Source organism: Empedobacter sedimenti (assembly GCF_030005555.1).
In the GTDB taxonomy this organism is placed as follows: domain Bacteria; phylum Bacteroidota; class Bacteroidia; order Flavobacteriales; family Weeksellaceae; genus Empedobacter; species Empedobacter sedimenti.
In genome coordinates, this window is sequence record NZ_JASCQG010000018.1 from 1 (window position 1) to 14,637 (window position 14,637).

Annotated in this window: 17 protein-coding genes; 13 read left to right on the forward strand and 4 right to left on the reverse strand. The window is 30.6% G+C overall.

Annotated elements, in window-relative coordinates; all coding sequences use genetic code 11:
• Positions 1–449 precede the first annotated feature (449 nt).
• The 5 genes from QHG34_RS14385 to QHG34_RS14405 all read left to right on the forward strand — a co-directional run bounded on the left by QHG34_RS14385 (position 450) and on the right by QHG34_RS14405 (position 5,150).
• Positions 450–1,832 carry an NAD(P)-binding domain-containing protein gene (locus QHG34_RS14385; protein ID WP_282630926.1) on the forward strand — a complete coding sequence of 461 codons (1,383 nt, stop codon included), beginning with the start codon at positions 450–452 and terminating at the stop codon, positions 1,830–1,832.
• 130 nt (positions 1,833–1,962) lie between these two features.
• Positions 1,963–2,571: a trimeric intracellular cation channel family protein gene (locus QHG34_RS14390; protein ID WP_282630927.1), complete on the forward strand. Its 609-nt coding sequence runs from the start codon at positions 1,963–1,965 to the stop codon at positions 2,569–2,571.
• A gap of 38 nt (positions 2,572–2,609) precedes the next feature.
• Positions 2,610–3,215 carry a trimeric intracellular cation channel family protein gene (locus tag QHG34_RS14395; RefSeq protein ID WP_282630928.1) on the forward strand — a complete coding sequence of 202 codons (606 nt, stop codon included), beginning with the start codon at positions 2,610–2,612 and terminating at the stop codon, positions 3,213–3,215.
• A 2-nt stretch (positions 3,216–3,217) separates the two neighbouring features.
• Positions 3,218–4,159, forward strand: a complete 942-nt coding sequence (gene hutG, locus QHG34_RS14400) for a formimidoylglutamase (RefSeq protein WP_282630929.1) — start codon at positions 3,218–3,220, stop codon at positions 4,157–4,159.
• Between the two features lie 124 nt (positions 4,160–4,283).
• Positions 4,284–5,150, forward strand: coding sequence for a sigma-70 family RNA polymerase sigma factor (locus tag QHG34_RS14405; protein ID WP_121933638.1), 867 nt, complete (start codon positions 4,284–4,286; stop codon positions 5,148–5,150).
• 37 nt (positions 5,151–5,187) lie between these two features.
• On the opposite strand, the gene mgtE is transcribed toward QHG34_RS14405, so the two are convergent.
• Positions 5,188–6,507, reverse strand: a complete 1,320-nt coding sequence (mgtE, locus tag QHG34_RS14410) for a magnesium transporter (protein WP_282630930.1) — start codon at positions 6,505–6,507, stop codon at positions 5,188–5,190.
• A gap of 103 nt (positions 6,508–6,610) precedes the next feature.
• Between mgtE and QHG34_RS14415 the strand changes: the two genes are divergently transcribed.
• The 4 genes from QHG34_RS14415 (at position 6,611) to rpe (ending at position 9,058) form a co-directional block, all read left to right on the forward strand.
• Positions 6,611–6,997, forward strand: a complete 387-nt coding sequence (locus tag QHG34_RS14415) for a hypothetical protein (RefSeq protein WP_282630932.1) — start codon at positions 6,611–6,613, stop codon at positions 6,995–6,997.
• A gap of 74 nt (positions 6,998–7,071) precedes the next feature.
• Positions 7,072–7,668 carry a hypothetical protein gene (locus QHG34_RS14420; protein ID WP_282630933.1) on the forward strand — a complete coding sequence of 199 codons (597 nt, stop codon included), beginning with the start codon at positions 7,072–7,074 and terminating at the stop codon, positions 7,666–7,668.
• A gap of 61 nt (positions 7,669–7,729) precedes the next feature.
• Positions 7,730–8,326, forward strand: coding sequence for a hypothetical protein (locus QHG34_RS14425; protein WP_282630934.1), 597 nt, complete (start codon positions 7,730–7,732; stop codon positions 8,324–8,326).
• 84 nt (positions 8,327–8,410) lie between these two features.
• Entirely contained in the window at positions 8,411–9,058 is a 648-nt protein-coding gene (rpe, locus tag QHG34_RS14430) for a ribulose-phosphate 3-epimerase (protein ID WP_282630935.1), read from the forward strand.
• A 79-nt stretch (positions 9,059–9,137) separates the two neighbouring features.
• On the opposite strand, the gene QHG34_RS14435 is transcribed toward rpe, so the two are convergent.
• Positions 9,138–10,226 (reverse strand): acyltransferase family protein, encoded by a 1,089-nt coding sequence (locus QHG34_RS14435; protein ID WP_282630936.1) that lies wholly within the window; start codon positions 10,224–10,226, stop codon positions 9,138–9,140.
• A gap of 101 nt (positions 10,227–10,327) precedes the next feature.
• Here QHG34_RS14435 and QHG34_RS14440 point away from each other — a divergent pair, with 101 nt between their 5' ends.
• The 3 genes from QHG34_RS14440 (at position 10,328) to QHG34_RS14450 (ending at position 12,152) form a co-directional block, all read left to right on the forward strand.
• Positions 10,328–10,828 (forward strand): regulatory protein RecX, encoded by a 501-nt coding sequence (locus QHG34_RS14440; RefSeq protein WP_282630937.1) that lies wholly within the window; start codon positions 10,328–10,330, stop codon positions 10,826–10,828.
• A gap of 95 nt (positions 10,829–10,923) precedes the next feature.
• Entirely contained in the window at positions 10,924–11,571 is a 648-nt protein-coding gene (locus QHG34_RS14445) for a DUF2306 domain-containing protein (protein ID WP_282630939.1), read from the forward strand.
• Between the two features lie 23 nt (positions 11,572–11,594).
• Entirely contained in the window at positions 11,595–12,152 is a 558-nt protein-coding gene (locus QHG34_RS14450) for a hypothetical protein (RefSeq protein ID WP_282630940.1), read from the forward strand.
• Positions 12,153–12,198: 46 nt separating this feature from the next.
• On the opposite strand, the gene QHG34_RS14455 is transcribed toward QHG34_RS14450, so the two are convergent.
• Positions 12,199–12,831 (reverse strand): CatA-like O-acetyltransferase, encoded by a 633-nt coding sequence (locus tag QHG34_RS14455; RefSeq protein ID WP_282630941.1) that lies wholly within the window; start codon positions 12,829–12,831, stop codon positions 12,199–12,201.
• 74 nt (positions 12,832–12,905) lie between these two features.
• On the opposite strand from QHG34_RS14455, the gene QHG34_RS14460 reads away from it, so the two are divergent.
• Positions 12,906–13,532: a Crp/Fnr family transcriptional regulator gene (locus tag QHG34_RS14460; RefSeq protein ID WP_282630942.1), complete on the forward strand. Its 627-nt coding sequence runs from the start codon at positions 12,906–12,908 to the stop codon at positions 13,530–13,532.
• Between the two features lie 154 nt (positions 13,533–13,686).
• On the opposite strand, the gene QHG34_RS14465 is transcribed toward QHG34_RS14460, so the two are convergent.
• Positions 13,687–14,631 (reverse strand): EamA family transporter, encoded by a 945-nt coding sequence (locus tag QHG34_RS14465; protein ID WP_282630943.1) that lies wholly within the window; start codon positions 14,629–14,631, stop codon positions 13,687–13,689.
• Positions 14,632–14,637: the final 6 nt, after the last annotated feature.

Consider the following 14,637-nt stretch of genomic DNA (forward strand, 5'->3'; position numbering starts at 1 on the left):
ATCACTTATCACTTATCACTTATCACTTATCACTTATCACTTATCACTTATCACTTATCACTTATCACTTTAAATGCCTTAGGGATACTAGAGGAAATCCTTTTTTGTTGATTGAATGAAATTGATATCATAACAAAAAAGATTGCAGCGAATAGCCCGACCGAAGGGAACGCCATAATAATTACGCTTATCATTATGTTTCATTAATATTTGTCCATCTGCTACAATTTTAGTAAATTGAAGAATAATTTAATTTGAATAAAATTTTATTTATTCAGCAAGAGATTTTCTATCTCTTTATATGTTGTAATCTATGGATTGCACATTCTATTCTGTTTTACACAGTTTTATAGAAGTTTGTTTCTATATCAAGTCGTTTCAGACATAAAAAATCAATTGCTATCGAGAGATAGTTGAGTAGTTCATATAAGTTTAATTAAAAACAATTCATGAGTTTAAAAGTAGGCATTATCGGGGCTGGACCAAGTGGTTTGGCAATGTTAAGAGCATTTGAGTCAGAAGAAAAGAAAGGTAACAAAGTTCCAGAAATTAAATGTTTTGAGAAGCAAGACAACTGGGGAGGAATGTGGAACTACACTTGGCGTACAGGAGTAGGTAAATACGGAGAGCCATTGCATGGCAGTATGTACAAATATTTATGGTCGAATGGACCAAAAGAATGTTTAGAATTTGCAGATTATACATTTTCTGAACACTTTGGTCAAACAATATCTTCTTATCCACCAAGAGAAGTATTATTCGATTATATAGAAGGGAGAATTAAACAAAGTAATGCACGAAAGTACATTCAGTTTAATACCGTTGCAAGGTGGGTAGATTATGTAGAGGATATAAAACAATTTCGCGTTGTTTTTGATGATTTAAAGAAAAACGAAACGTTCGAAGAGTATTTTGATTATTTAATTGTCGGAACAGGACATTTTTCTACACCAAATATGCCTTATTTTAAAGGTATAGAGAATTATACAGGAAATGTAATGCATGCGCATGATTTCCGCGGAGCTGATCCATTTAGAGACAAAGAAATTTTATTGATTGGTAGTAGTTATTCGGCAGAAGATATTGCGGTACAATGCTATAAACACGGAACTAAATCGGTCACAATTTCTTATCGTACAAATCCAATCGATTGTAAATGGCCAAATGGAATAGAAGAATTACCTTTGGTAACACATTTTGAGGATAAGAAAGCATTTTTCAAAGACGGAACATCAAAAGAGTTTGATGCAGTGATTATGTGTACAGGTTATCAACACAAATTTCCGTTTTTACCAGATAATTTTCGTTTAAAAACAAAAAACTGTTTGTATCCAGAAGGAATGTATAAAGGTGTAATATCAGATGTTAATGCTCAATTGTTATTTTTGGGAATGCAAGATCAATATTACACATTTAATATGTTTGATGCACAAGCATGGTTTGCACGTGATTATATTTTGGGACGAATTGATTTGCCTTCAAAACAGGATATTCAAAACGATATTCAGAAATGGATTGATTATGAAAAACAATCAATTTCAGCTGATGATCATGTAGATTTTCAAACTGATTATTTGAAAGATTTAATTCATTTAACGGACTATCCAATGTTTGATTTGGATAAAGTTGCTAATATGTTCAAATCTTGGTTAAAAGATAAAGAAGAAAATATTTTAACGTACCGAGACAAAACATATACATCAGTAATGGATCAAACAAAAGCAGAAAAACATCATACACCTTGGATGAAAGAGTTAGATGATAGTTTAGAACGCTATTTGGATGAAGATCCAATTGATGAGAAACAATTAGAAAAAACAAATTATTATTAATATTAACAAAAAGACTAACAAATGTGTTGGTCTTTTTTTATTTTCGATTGTATATTTATAAACATCAATTAATAAAGAAAAGTGTTTATTTTTGATCTTAGGCAATACAATATGATTTAATACAATAGAAATGGAAATTCAATATTTTTTCGAATTATTTGGAACACTTTTTTTTGGTATTTCAGGAGCTTTAGCAGCTGATGAAAAATCTGGAAATGATTGGTTCGGAGTTACATTTATAGCTTTTCTTACATCGATTGGTGGTGGTACTATTCGTGATATTTTATTATCCGTTGAAATTATGTGGATTAAAGATGTTAATTTAATTTATGCAGTTGCAATAGGAGTTATTTTAGCTGCGATTTTTTATAAACCGTTATTGAAGCTTCGTAAAACCTTTATGCTTTTTGATACACTAGGTATTGCATTATTTACAATTGTAGGTTTAGAAAAGGCATTAAATCTAGGTATTCATCCTGTAATTGCACCAGTTATGGGTATGTTTACAGCTGTTTTTGGATCGATTATTCGCGATATGATGTTGAACGAAGTTCCTATTATTTTCAAGAAAGAAATCTATGCCTTCGCATGTCTTTGTGGAGCAATTATTTACATGATTTTATGGAAATTAGATATTGATCGTAACATTAACTTCTTTGTCTCTGGTGCAGCAATTGTTGCTATTCGCCTTGCCGCAATCAAATACAATTTATCTTTACCGAAGTTCAAAAGTCATTAATTTATAGATTCGTATCTTTGCGAATTAATTTTTTATAGATGGAAATTCAATATGTTTTTGAATTGTTCGGGACGGTTGTTTTTGCAATTTCTGGTGCTTTAGCTGGAGATGAAAGACAAAAACATGATTGGTTCGGAATTGCTTGTTTTGCTTTTATAACAGCCGTTGGTGGCGGAACTTTACGTGATTTATTCTTAAATAGTTATCCATTGGTTTGGATAGATGACATGAATGTTATTTATGCAGTTTTTGCTGGAATTTTATTAGCAGGATTATTTTTTAAATACTTTTCACGTTTACGAACAACATTAATGCTTTTCGATACATTAGGAATTGCCTTATTCACAATAGTAGGTTTAGAGAAAGCTCATTCTTTGGGTGCAAACGATTTTATTTCTGTGATGATGGGAATGATGACGGCTGTGATGGGAGGTATGTTGCGAGATGTCTTAATGAATAGAACACCATCTATTTTTGTGCAAGAAATTTATGCAACAGCCTGTATTATTGGAGGTGTAGCTTATTTAGTTTTTGATGATTTTGGATTAGATCGTAATATCAATTTTATCGTTTCGGGCGCTATTATTGCTGCGATTCGTATTCTGACTGTAAAATATAATTTGTCGTTACCTAAATTTTATTAATCATGCAAAAAACACTATTTAATCAAGAAAATTGGACTGGAAGAATAGATTCTGAAGATGGAGAATTAGGATTAAGAATTCATCAAGTGATTTCTGATTATGATAAATTTGAATCATCATCTATTCAACCAAAAGTACTTTTAGGATTCTGTTCGGAAGAAGGTGTTGAACGAAATAAAGGACGAATTGGTGCGAAAAATTCGCCAGATTTGATCCGAAAAAGTTTAGCAAATTTGCCTTTACATTTTTCTGAAACTGATTTTATTTTCGATGCTGGAAATATTCACTGTGATGATAAAAATTTAGAATCTGCACGAGAAGAACAAATTAATCAAGTTAATAAAATCATCCAACAAAATCATTTTCCGATTGTAATTGGAGGTGGGCACGAAACAGCTTTAGGAAATTTTTTGGCTTTAGCAAAATCATACAAAAATATTGGAATCATCAATCTTGATGCACATTTTGATTTGAGAACACCAAATCCTCACTCTACTTCAGGAACGCCTTTTTACGAAATGGCTAAGTATTGTGAAGTGAATAAAATGAATTTCAATTATATTCCAATCGGTATTCAAGAATTAGGAAATACGAAAGCATTATTTCAACGAGCAGAAAATTTAGGCGTTCATTTTATTTTAGCAGATGAAGTGCACTTCAATTTGAATAAGGTTTTAGATGATTTGAAAACGATCATTCAACCATTTGATGCACTTTATGTGTCGCTGGATATGGATGTTTTTGATGCATCTTTTGCGGCAGGTGTGAGCGCAACGACAATTAATGGATTAACACCTTTACAAATTAAATATATTTTGAAGGTTTTAATGAACTCAAACAAAGTGAAGATCTTTGATTTAGTTGAATATAATTCGCTTTTTGATGTTGATAACTATACAGCGAAACTCTCTGCTCAAATGATTTATGAAGTTTTAAGATGTTAATTTTTAAATATTTTACAATTTTTTGTAACCTTTTTGAGTTATCTGCGTATACATATATACAGGTGTTCATAAGTCACCAAAAGAAATCGATAATAATCATTAATAATAGGAGGGTTTTAGTTAAATGAGACAGCTTAAAATTACAAAGCAGGTAACGAATCGTGAAACTGCGTCATTAGATAAATATTTACAAGAAATTGGTAAAGTAGATTTAATTACTGCAGAAGAAGAGGTTGAGTTAGCTCAACGCATTAAAGCGGGAGACCGTGTTGCCTTAGAAAAATTAACAAAAGCAAACTTACGTTTCGTGGTTTCTGTTGCGAAACAATATCAGAATCAAGGATTAAGTTTACCAGATTTAATTAATGAAGGAAATTTAGGTTTGATTAAAGCAGCGCAACGTTTTGACGAAACGCGTGGTTTCAAATTTATCTCTTATGCTGTTTGGTGGATTCGTCAATCTATCTTACAAGCATTAGCAGAGCAATCTCGTATTGTACGTTTACCATTAAATAAAATTGGATCGATCAATAAAATTAATAAAGCATATGCTTTATTAGAGCAAGAACATGAGCGTGCTCCATCTGCAGAAGAAATTTCTGAAGTATTAGATATGTCCGAAGGTGATGTAAAAGAGTCGATGAAAAACTCTGGTCGTCACGTCTCAATGGATGCGCCATTAGTAGAAGGAGAAGATTCTAACTTATATGATGTATTAAACATTGGTGAATCTCCATCTCCAGATATGCAATTAATGATAGAATCTTTACGTGTAGAGATTGAGCGTGCATTGCAAACATTAACGCCTCGTGAAGCTGATTTAATTCGTTTATACTTCGGTTTAAACGGTCAACACCCAATGACGTTAGAAGAAATTGGAGAAACATTTGATTTAACAAGAGAACGTGTTCGTCAAATTAAAGAAAAAGCAATTCGTCGTTTAAAACATACTTCAAGATCTAAGATTTTGAAAACGTATATCGGACGATAAAAAATACAAAATCCAGCCAATTGGCTGGATTTTTTGTTTATAATAATTTTCCGCTAAGTAACATTGCTGCAATTGTAAAGTAAATAATTAACCCCGAAACATCGACCAAAGTTGCGACGAATGGTGATGATGCAGTTGCAGGATCAAAACCTATTTTTCTCAAAATAAATGGAACCAAAGAGCCAGAAAGTGTTCCCCACAAAACAATAACAATTAAGGATAATGCAACTGTTAATGCTATGTAAAGCCAATATTCTCCATAGTTATAAATTCCGGTTAGTTGCCAAATAGCAATTCGTATAAATCCTACGAAACCAAGAATTCCTCCCAAGATTAATCCCGAAGCAAATTCCTTTTTCATCACATACCACCAATCTTTTAATTTCAATTCGCCCAAAGCCATCGCACGAATAATCAGTGAAGCTGCTTGTGAGCCCGAGTTTCCTCCACTCGAAATAATTAATGGAACAAATAAGGCTAAGACAACAGCTTTTGCAATTTCTTCATCATAATAACTCATTGCAGAAGCGGTAAACATTTCGCCAACAAAAAGAATGACCAACCAACCTGCACGTTTTTTGATCAATTCTACAATCGGAGTTTTGGTATATGAAACATCCAGCTCTTCCATACCACCGAATTTCTGAATATCTTCGGTGTCACGAATTTTCATTCGATCAAGGATGTCATCAAAGGTTACAATTCCGACTAAAATTCCTTTTTCAGTTACAATAGGAATCGTAAATCGATCATATTTCTCAAAAATTTCAAAAGCGTCTTCAATTTCGATGGTTGTTTTGAGCGAAATAAAATTTCTATCCATTAAATCTGAAACTTTTGTATCCTCGTCGGCCAATAATATTTGTCCAATTTTAAGGTCATCAATCAATCGATTTTGATCATCTACGATAAAAATATAATTTAAAGTTTCGGCTTTTTTTCCATACTTTTTGATGTGTGCTAAAACTTGTTGTACCGTGTAATGTTCTTTTACTTGGATGTAGTTTGGCGTCATCAAGCGCGCAATCGAATCTTCTTTGTATCCAATTAAATTGAGTGCGATAAGACGTTCTTCTGGATTTAGAAGATTAATTGAGTGTTTGATTAATTCGTCTGGGAAATTTTCAAAAAGTTCGGTTCTATCATCAGGATCTAAATTATTTAAGACTTCGGCCAAATCTTTGTCCGTCAAACTTTTGACTATTTCTTGCTGAATATCAGGCTCAAAATAGGAGAATACATCAACTTTATCATCATTAGAAAGCATATAAAAAGCAATGTTTCTGCTTTTTACATCTAATTCCGCCAATTGTTCTGCAACATCAGCAGGGTGTTGATTTAGCATATTATTTTCCATAAATTTGATGTTTTTTTATTCCATTTTGCAAAGTAAGTCCTTTTTAGATGAAGGAATATATGGAGTACACTTTTTTTCGCTAATTTTAATGTAGAATTAATTTATGAATGATCCTAAAATCAAAGAAATAGTTGACTTTATTCAATCTGTTAAGGTTGATGATCGCTTTGTGGGAATTTGGTCTGGAACAGATCATGGAAAATTTTTTAAAGGCGAAACAAATAGTTGGATTGTAACCAGAAGAAATGATGGTACAATGACTGTTAGTTTCAAAACAATACATAGTGATGATCGGGTAACTTATTCTGAAGACGAAGGAATTTGGTGTGTGCAAAACGAAGATTATTACGAGTTTAGAGAGTCTGACGAAAAGCCGGATCATTATACTTATTTATTTTTATCAAGAGATTCTATTCAATTTATTATTAATGAAGAATTGAAAGACGAAGAGCCTTATAATTTTATTGATACGAAAGTTTTTTTGGATTAAGTAATAATTAAATCTTAATAAACATCTCAAATAAAGTGATTTAAAATAATTATATTCGTTTTATTTGACATTTTATGAGAAAAATTTTATTTATTTTTTTACTATCTACTTCACTATTTGCACAAGAAAAAGCTACCAATTTACTTAATGTAGGGTTAGATGTTATCGGTTTTGGCGTACAATACGAGAAAGCTATTAACGATAATGTAACTACAGTTGGTTCGGTAGAATATATGGCTAATTTTTATTCAGTTGATCATCCATTAGAATTTGATTTGAAAACTATTTATACCTTAAAATTATCATTAGAAGGTCGTTATTATTACAATTTTGAGCAACGAATGGCTAGCGGGAAAACGACCACTAATAACTCTGCAAATTATTTTGGATTAAGAGGAAGTATTTTTCCGGATTGGTTAACTACAACTAATGAAGATGGCGCTGTTTTAGAAAAAAGAGGTATTATCTCGTTTAATTACGGATTTAAAAGGAGTTTTAACAAGTATTTATTTTACGAAGCTTATGGAGGAATAGGAATTTTATTTACCAAAAGAGAAGAATCTCAGCAGTTGTATCTAGATGAGAATAATAAATATCAGGAGAGAACTTATCGTCAAGGAAGTTCAGACGGTTCATTTGATATAGGATTTAGAATAGGATATAATTTTTAAGGAAAATAGCTAATATTATCAACAATATATTATATTCGTTTTAAATTAATTAACACAAAAAATGAAACAACTATTATTTACTCTTTTATTATCTTCTTCTTTATTTGCACAAGAAAAAGCGACAGATTTGTTTAATGCAAATGTTAGTTTAATTGGAATCGGAATTCAATATGAAAAAGCTTTATCCGAAAATTTCACTGCAATTGGAACTTTAGATTATATTGGAGGTTTTTCTTATACAGAGGATTGGAATGGTGAAGGAGATTTCAATTACATTCTTACAACAAGTATAGATTTGGAAGGACGTTATTACTATAATTTTAATAGAAGAATTTCAAAAAATAAAAATACAAAGAATAATTCTGCCAATTATATAGCCTTAAAAGCAAATTTTATTCCTGATTTATTGACATTGAAAAATGCTGGAGAAAGCTTGAAGCCTCAAGGTAGATTAACGCTGAATTATGGATTGAAACGTTCTTTTGCTCAAAATTTCTTTTACGAATTTTATACAGGATTAGGAATTGCGCTTTATCAAAACACAAATGTATATGATGATTACGATTATACAACACAAACTTCGCATTACAGGACAGTAAAAACAACTGACAAAGATGTTGCCTTAGATTTAGGTTTTCGAGTTGGATATAATTTCTAAAAAATATAAATCGTTGCGTTTTCAACGATTTTTTTATTTCCTTACCTTTGCAGAACAAAATACAAACAAACAACAAATAAGATTATGCCAATAGTAGCACCATCAATTTTAGCAGCTGATTTCGGTAATTTAGCAAAAGACATCGAAATGGTGAATAATTCGCAAGCCGAATGGTTTCATTTAGACGTTATGGACGGCGTTTTTGTTCCGAATATTTCTTACGGAATGCCAATTATCGAAAAAATTAATTCGTTAACAAACAAAGTTCTTGATGTACATTTAATGATTGTTGATCCAGATCGTTACATTTCAACTTTCAAACAAGTTGGAGCAGATATCTTGACAGTTCATTACGAGGCATGTACACATTTACATCGTACGCTACAAGCGATAAAAGCAGAAGGTATGAAAGCTGGTGTGGCGCTTAATCCACATACGCCTGTTTCGGTTTTAGAAGATGTGATTAATGATTTAGATTTGGTATTAATCATGAGTGTTAATCCAGGTTTCGGAGGTCAGAAATTCATCGAGAATACTTATAATAAAGTTTCTAAATTAAAGAAAATGATTACTGAGGCTGGTGCAGATGTTATTATTGAGATTGATGGAGGAGTTGGTATTCATAATGCCTCAAAATTGGTTGAAGCTGGAGCAGACGCTTTAGTAGCTGGTTCGGCAGTTTTTAATGCAGAGAATCCAACAGATTACATTGCTGAATTGAAGAAGGCTTAATAAAAATAGTATTGAGATATTAGAAGTTCATATATTTCTTTTAACTATTTAAAATAGATAATATAAAAAAGCTGAATCCTTAGGATTCAGCTTTTTGTTTATGTGAAAATAGTATTTTTTTGATGAAATTAGAAATTGGTCTTTCCAAATATTTGTAACTAAACAATCCAAAGATTACAACAGAAATTATCATTACAAAATAAATGAAATAAGATTGCTTACCAACATATTGATTATACATTTCAATAATTCCTAAACCCAAATAACTATGTATAAGATAGATTGAATATGAACTAACACCAATCTTTGTGATAATAGGATTGGTCAAGAAATTAAGGTAATTAGGTTTATAAACAAATGCTAAATAAACCATTACTGTAAACATAGTTAAAAGAGTAAACCCAATATCAAGTTTTTCTTGTAAGACCAATATTAAAGCACAAATTAAGATGTAAACAATATATTTTTTGTCCGATTTGTTGTTGTATAGCTTATATAAAAACATTCCGATCATAAACCAAAAACTTTCTCGGAATAACACCAAACATCTACTTACAAGTTTCAGATAATCTAATGTAGATGTACTAAAGTATGGTTGCAGATATTGATGTACAAAACTACTACTCATTGCAAAATAGATAGGAAAACCAACAGCGCAAATAAGAATGAAATTTCGAATGTAAGTCTGTTTGTTTTTAAAATATAGAAACCCAATCAAAAGATAAAAACATACTTCTACCCAAAGACTCCAATACGAACCATCGATGTAATAATAGTTGAGTGATCCTGTAGCTAAATTAAAAACATGCGGATCTATAAAAGTATTTGCAATTAATAAATTTGCGAAAGATTTTGAGTTTGTAAAATCATCTCCCGTATATATAAATCTGAAAAAACTAAATGTTATAACGGAACAAATTAACATACCCGGAGCTAATCTGATGTATCTTTTTTTCAAGAAATCAGTATAACTTTTTGTTGCTCCTAACGAATAAAGTATAACAAAACCAGAAATAACAAAAAAGAATGGAACGCCAAAGTAACCATAGCTTCGGATAAACTCTAAAAATTGATTACCATGTAAGTCATAATTATGTAAATAGTGTCCGATAATTACAATGAGAATTGCAAATACACGCAAACCATCGAGGATAGAAATTCTATTCATCAAAAAAAGTAGTATTTATAGTTTATTTAAGTTATCACAAATATATTGAATTACTTCGTATTGAGTGTTGATGAATAACTATTTAAAAATATCTTTGCAATATGAGTTTCTCCAAAGACAATCCCAAAAAGATTTATACAATCAATGAGATAAAAGATAAAATGGCAAAATATTGTCTGTATCAAGATCGTTGTCATTGGGAAGTAGAGAAAAAACTACGCGAGTTTGATTTAATTCCTGAAGCGAAAGATGAAATTTTGTTCAAATTAATTGATTATGGTTTTCTGAACGAAGGACGTTTTGTGCATAGTTTTGTGCGAGGAAAAGTGAACCAAAAAATGTGGGGAAGAAATCGCTTGCGTCAAGAACTAAAACTGCGTCAAATTAACCAAAAGATGATTGACATTGCATTGAAAGAAGAGATTGACGCAGATAAATATTGGTCAAACTTGTTACATCTTACGCGAAAAAAGTTCAATTTATTGGCTTCAGAGCGCGAATCTTTTAAGAAAACAAATAAAGTAAAAGCTTATTTGGCTTACAAAGGTTATGAGTTTGATTTGATGAATGATGCTATCGAAATAGTGAAATCTGAAGATTAATTACAACTCATCCTGAAAATTCAACAATTCGGTAAACTATTTGAAAAAAGTAAGTGTTCTTAGATTACTTTTATTCCATAATTAATTAACACATTATGGAAAATTTAGTCAAAATCATTATTTACATTCACGCATTTTTCGGAGGAATTGGTTTAATTTCAGGAACTGTTGTTATGTTCATGAAAAAAGGAAGTTTGATGCATAAGAAAGTCGGAAAAGTATTTTCGATTGGGATGTTAGTCAGCTCAATTCTTTCGCTAATTATTTGTGCTTTTCCTAATCATCACAATTCTTTTCTTTTGATGATTGGTATTTTCACGATTTACATGATTTTGATGGGAAATAGAATACTGAATTATAAACGTAAAAAATACACAAATAATTTAGATAAAGTAATTTCAGGCGCAATGCTTTTTACTTCGATAATAATGCTTGTTTTCGGAATACTTCCTTTATTTTCAGGTGACGGAATCGGAATTTTGTATTTAATTTTCGGAGGTTTAGGCGCATTTATGGCTTATCGTGATTTTGTTTTTTATAAAGATGTCAATAATTTTAAAAAATGGACGATGAGTCATGTGGGTAAAATGGTAGGTGCTTACATTGCTTCGGTTACTGCATTTTTGGTTGCGGGAGCTGGTTTTGGAGATAATATTTATTTCTGGATTGTACCTTCTATTATCGGAACGATTTATATTATTTCGTGGGCAAAAAAACTAAATAAAAAAGTTGCAGTGAATTGATTATCTTTAATCAAAACACTTGTATGAAATATATCTATTCAGTTTTAATTCTTTTGTTTTTATTAGGTTGTCAAACAAACAAGATTAACTCGATTCCAAAAGAAATTAAAGATAAAAATTTTTATCAAGCATTAGAACAAACAACTATAATTGCGAAATCAAACCATTTAAATGTAGAAAATATAGGAGTTATTTTTACAGAGGATAACTTGTATATTTATATTTCTGAAGTAAAAGAAATTAATTTGAATAGTGACTTCAAATATTTACAGACTAAAATAAATGGTAGAATTTATAAATTAATAGTTAATCAAGATGATAAAATTGTCGAAAAATTTGTAGATATAAGAAAAGCAATTAAAGTACCTTTTGAAGAAACTGATATTTTTGAGGATGAAGAAAAAGGTTATAAAATTAGATTTCAAAGAAATTTAGAATCCAATCAATTTATTTTGCAAAGATTATCGCATTATTACGAGTATGATAAAGATTTTATTTTAAAAGAAGATGAAAAATATTTTCCAAACATGAAAATTATTTTACCAGAGCCAATAAATGAACCTCGGATGGAATCAGAATAAAATATTAAAACCGAATTTCGAAACTCAAAATTCGGTTTTACTATTTCTAAAATTTACTTAACTCTTTTTCAAATTCTTGTAGATAATTTGCCAAATGAAAACCATCTACAAACCCATGATTGGCTTCTACCGAAACAGGCATGTACATTTTGTCGTTTTCTTTATAAGCTTTACCAAAAATAATTCGCGGAATAGATTCTTTTGTTCCAAAATTAGATGGTTGTGTTAAACCTGTAAATCTTGACCAAGGAAATGTAGAATGACGAACCAAACCAATGGTAATTTCTTCGTTTTTGATGTGCAAACCAACCGAATTTTCTACACTCGCAATTTGTTCTTGTAGTTGAGTATTAAAAATCTCAAAATCTTCAGTGAAATTCATTAATCCAAAACCAAAAGTTCCGTCTTTTCTACCAATTGTAGTTCCGCAATCTAAATGATCGTAAACAAAAATTTCTTCATCTTCAATGCGATATTTAAATTCTTCGATACGATTTTCGGCTAACATAGAGCAATGTAAATAAACCGCAAAAAAAGATAAATTATTTGCTTTTGCAAATTCATAAGCTTTAGAGCATTCAACCTCCGCAACAATTCCGACATATGGATTATCCATATTAGAAAACATATTGAAATGTTCTTGTCGTTTCCAATTTTCAGGATTAAATTTTCGTTTCATTGTTGCAAAAATAAGCATAAAAAATTTCTATATTTAATTATCAATATTGAAATCTATTACCTAAACTAAATTAAATGAAGAAATTAATTTCAGAATTATTTTCAGAGAATGAACTTATTACTGAATTTTCGAACGAAATTCAAACAATGAGATTTCCAGCTTCTACAGTTGCTATAAAACCTGGACAATACATTAGAAATGTGCCAATTGTACTTTCTGGTGTGATTAAGGTTTTGCGCATTAATGAAAACGGAGACGAATTGTTTTTGTATTACATAGGATACGGAGAATCTTGTGCAGAATCTTTGGCAAAATGCATTAGAGATAAACCAAGTAATATAAAGGCTGTGATTGATGAAGATGTAGAATTACTGGCAATTCCGGCGGAAAAAGTAAAAGAATGGTTTTCGAAGTATGGAAGTTGGCAACAATATGTGCTAAAAATGCTTGATTTAAGGTATGATGAAATTATACATGCGATAGATAATATTGCTTTTAAGAAAGTTGACAGTCGTTTGATTGATTATTTGTTGATGAAATCTAATGCAATTCAGAGTAAAGAAATGATTATCACACATCAGGAAATTGCAACGGAGTTAGCGACTTCTAGAGAAGTTGTTTCGCGTTTATTGAAAACGTTAGAACAAGAAGGAAAAGTGAAACTATTTCGGAACAAAATTGAGATAATTTCGCTTGTGTGACAAAACATACAGAGTTTTAAAAATCTATAGACGATATTTGATTATAATAATTTATTATATTGATTTTTTTAAAGAAAATCATCGAATCTAACTGACCACCTATAACATGAAAACCTACAAATGCAACTGTAATTGTAGGTTTTCTATGTATTGTTTAAGCAGCAGCTTTCTTCAGCTTTTTATTTTTGTATGCATCGGAAATAATATTTAAGGTAACGCCAATAATGATCATTAAAACGCCTAATGCTAAATTGAGTGAGAAATGTTCGCCAAACATCATTACACTAATTGCAACAGCTACAACAGGCTCAAAAGCTCCTAAAATGGAAGTTGGTGTAGAGCCAATATATTTGATTGCATAAACCAATGCAACGCTAGAAATAACTGTTGTAACAAACGCAAAAATAGCAATATTGATTCCGGTTTGGAATGATGGTATTGCAAAACTACCTTTCCCGATGATTAACTTAGTTCCATAATAAGCAGCTGAGATAATAAAAGAATAAAAGGTAAGAGTTGTTCCATTTAATGTTTTTACACTCGATTTATTTACTGTAACAATATAAATTGCATAGCCTAAGGCACTAATAAAAACAATAAATAATCCGATTAAATTCAAATCAAATTTTCCATTTTTTATACTCAATAATATAACGCCTGCAATTGTGAAAACGATGGCTAAAATAGAAGCCATTGTTAAGCGTTCTTTGTAAAATACAGCCATAATGATGGCAACAATAAGTGGATAAACAAATAATAATGTGGAAGCAATTCCGGCGCTTAAATAATCGTAGGCTTTGAATAAAGCGTCTGATGAAATTCCGTAACACATTCCTAATAATAAAATGATTGCAAGATGTTTTTTCTCAACTTTCAATGATTTTCTAGCAATGACTAGATAACTTCCAAGTAAAAGAGCTGAGAAGAAAAATCGATAAAATAAAGTTGTATCCATCGAGAAACCAACCTTTTTTAAAGGCAAAATAAACAACGGGATTAATCCGTAAGAGATAGAGGATAGTAGACCAAAAATGTATCCTTTTACTTTCATAATATAGATAAAAAATGAAGTTCGAATTGTACAAAACTCGAACTTCATGATATA

Bases quoted from the DNA above. Each gene is read 5' to 3' on its own strand.
- QHG34_RS14440 (WP_282630937.1), top strand. From the start codon at position 10,328: ATGAGTTTCTCCAAAGACAATCCCAAAAAGATTTATACAATCAATGAG.
- QHG34_RS14415 (WP_282630932.1), top strand. From the start codon at position 6,611: ATGAATGATCCTAAAATCAAAGAAATAGTTGACTTTATTCAATCTGTT.
- hutG (WP_282630929.1), top strand. From the start codon at position 3,218: ATGCAAAAAACACTATTTAATCAAGAAAATTGGACTGGAAGAATAGAT.
- QHG34_RS14450 (WP_282630940.1), top strand. From the start codon at position 11,595: ATGAAATATATCTATTCAGTTTTAATTCTTTTGTTTTTATTAGGTTGT.
- QHG34_RS14465 (WP_282630943.1), bottom strand. From the start codon at position 14,631: ATGAAGTTCGAGTTTTGTACAATTCGAACTTCATTTTTTATCTATATT.
- QHG34_RS14405 (WP_121933638.1), top strand. From the start codon at position 4,284: ATGAGACAGCTTAAAATTACAAAGCAGGTAACGAATCGTGAAACTGCG.
- QHG34_RS14420 (WP_282630933.1), top strand. From the start codon at position 7,072: ATGAGAAAAATTTTATTTATTTTTTTACTATCTACTTCACTATTTGCA.
- QHG34_RS14395 (WP_282630928.1), top strand. From the start codon at position 2,610: ATGGAAATTCAATATGTTTTTGAATTGTTCGGGACGGTTGTTTTTGCA.
- QHG34_RS14390 (WP_282630927.1), top strand. From the start codon at position 1,963: ATGGAAATTCAATATTTTTTCGAATTATTTGGAACACTTTTTTTTGGT.
- QHG34_RS14385 (WP_282630926.1), top strand. From the start codon at position 450: ATGAGTTTAAAAGTAGGCATTATCGGGGCTGGACCAAGTGGTTTGGCA.
- rpe (WP_282630935.1), top strand. From the start codon at position 8,411: ATGCCAATAGTAGCACCATCAATTTTAGCAGCTGATTTCGGTAATTTA.
- QHG34_RS14445 (WP_282630939.1), top strand. From the start codon at position 10,924: ATGGAAAATTTAGTCAAAATCATTATTTACATTCACGCATTTTTCGGA.
- QHG34_RS14435 (WP_282630936.1), bottom strand. From the start codon at position 10,226: ATGAATAGAATTTCTATCCTCGATGGTTTGCGTGTATTTGCAATTCTC.
- QHG34_RS14425 (WP_282630934.1), top strand. From the start codon at position 7,730: ATGAAACAACTATTATTTACTCTTTTATTATCTTCTTCTTTATTTGCA.
- QHG34_RS14460 (WP_282630942.1), top strand. From the start codon at position 12,906: ATGAAGAAATTAATTTCAGAATTATTTTCAGAGAATGAACTTATTACT.
- mgtE (WP_282630930.1), bottom strand. From the start codon at position 6,507: ATGGAAAATAATATGCTAAATCAACACCCTGCTGATGTTGCAGAACAA.
- QHG34_RS14455 (WP_282630941.1), bottom strand. From the start codon at position 12,831: ATGAAACGAAAATTTAATCCTGAAAATTGGAAACGACAAGAACATTTC.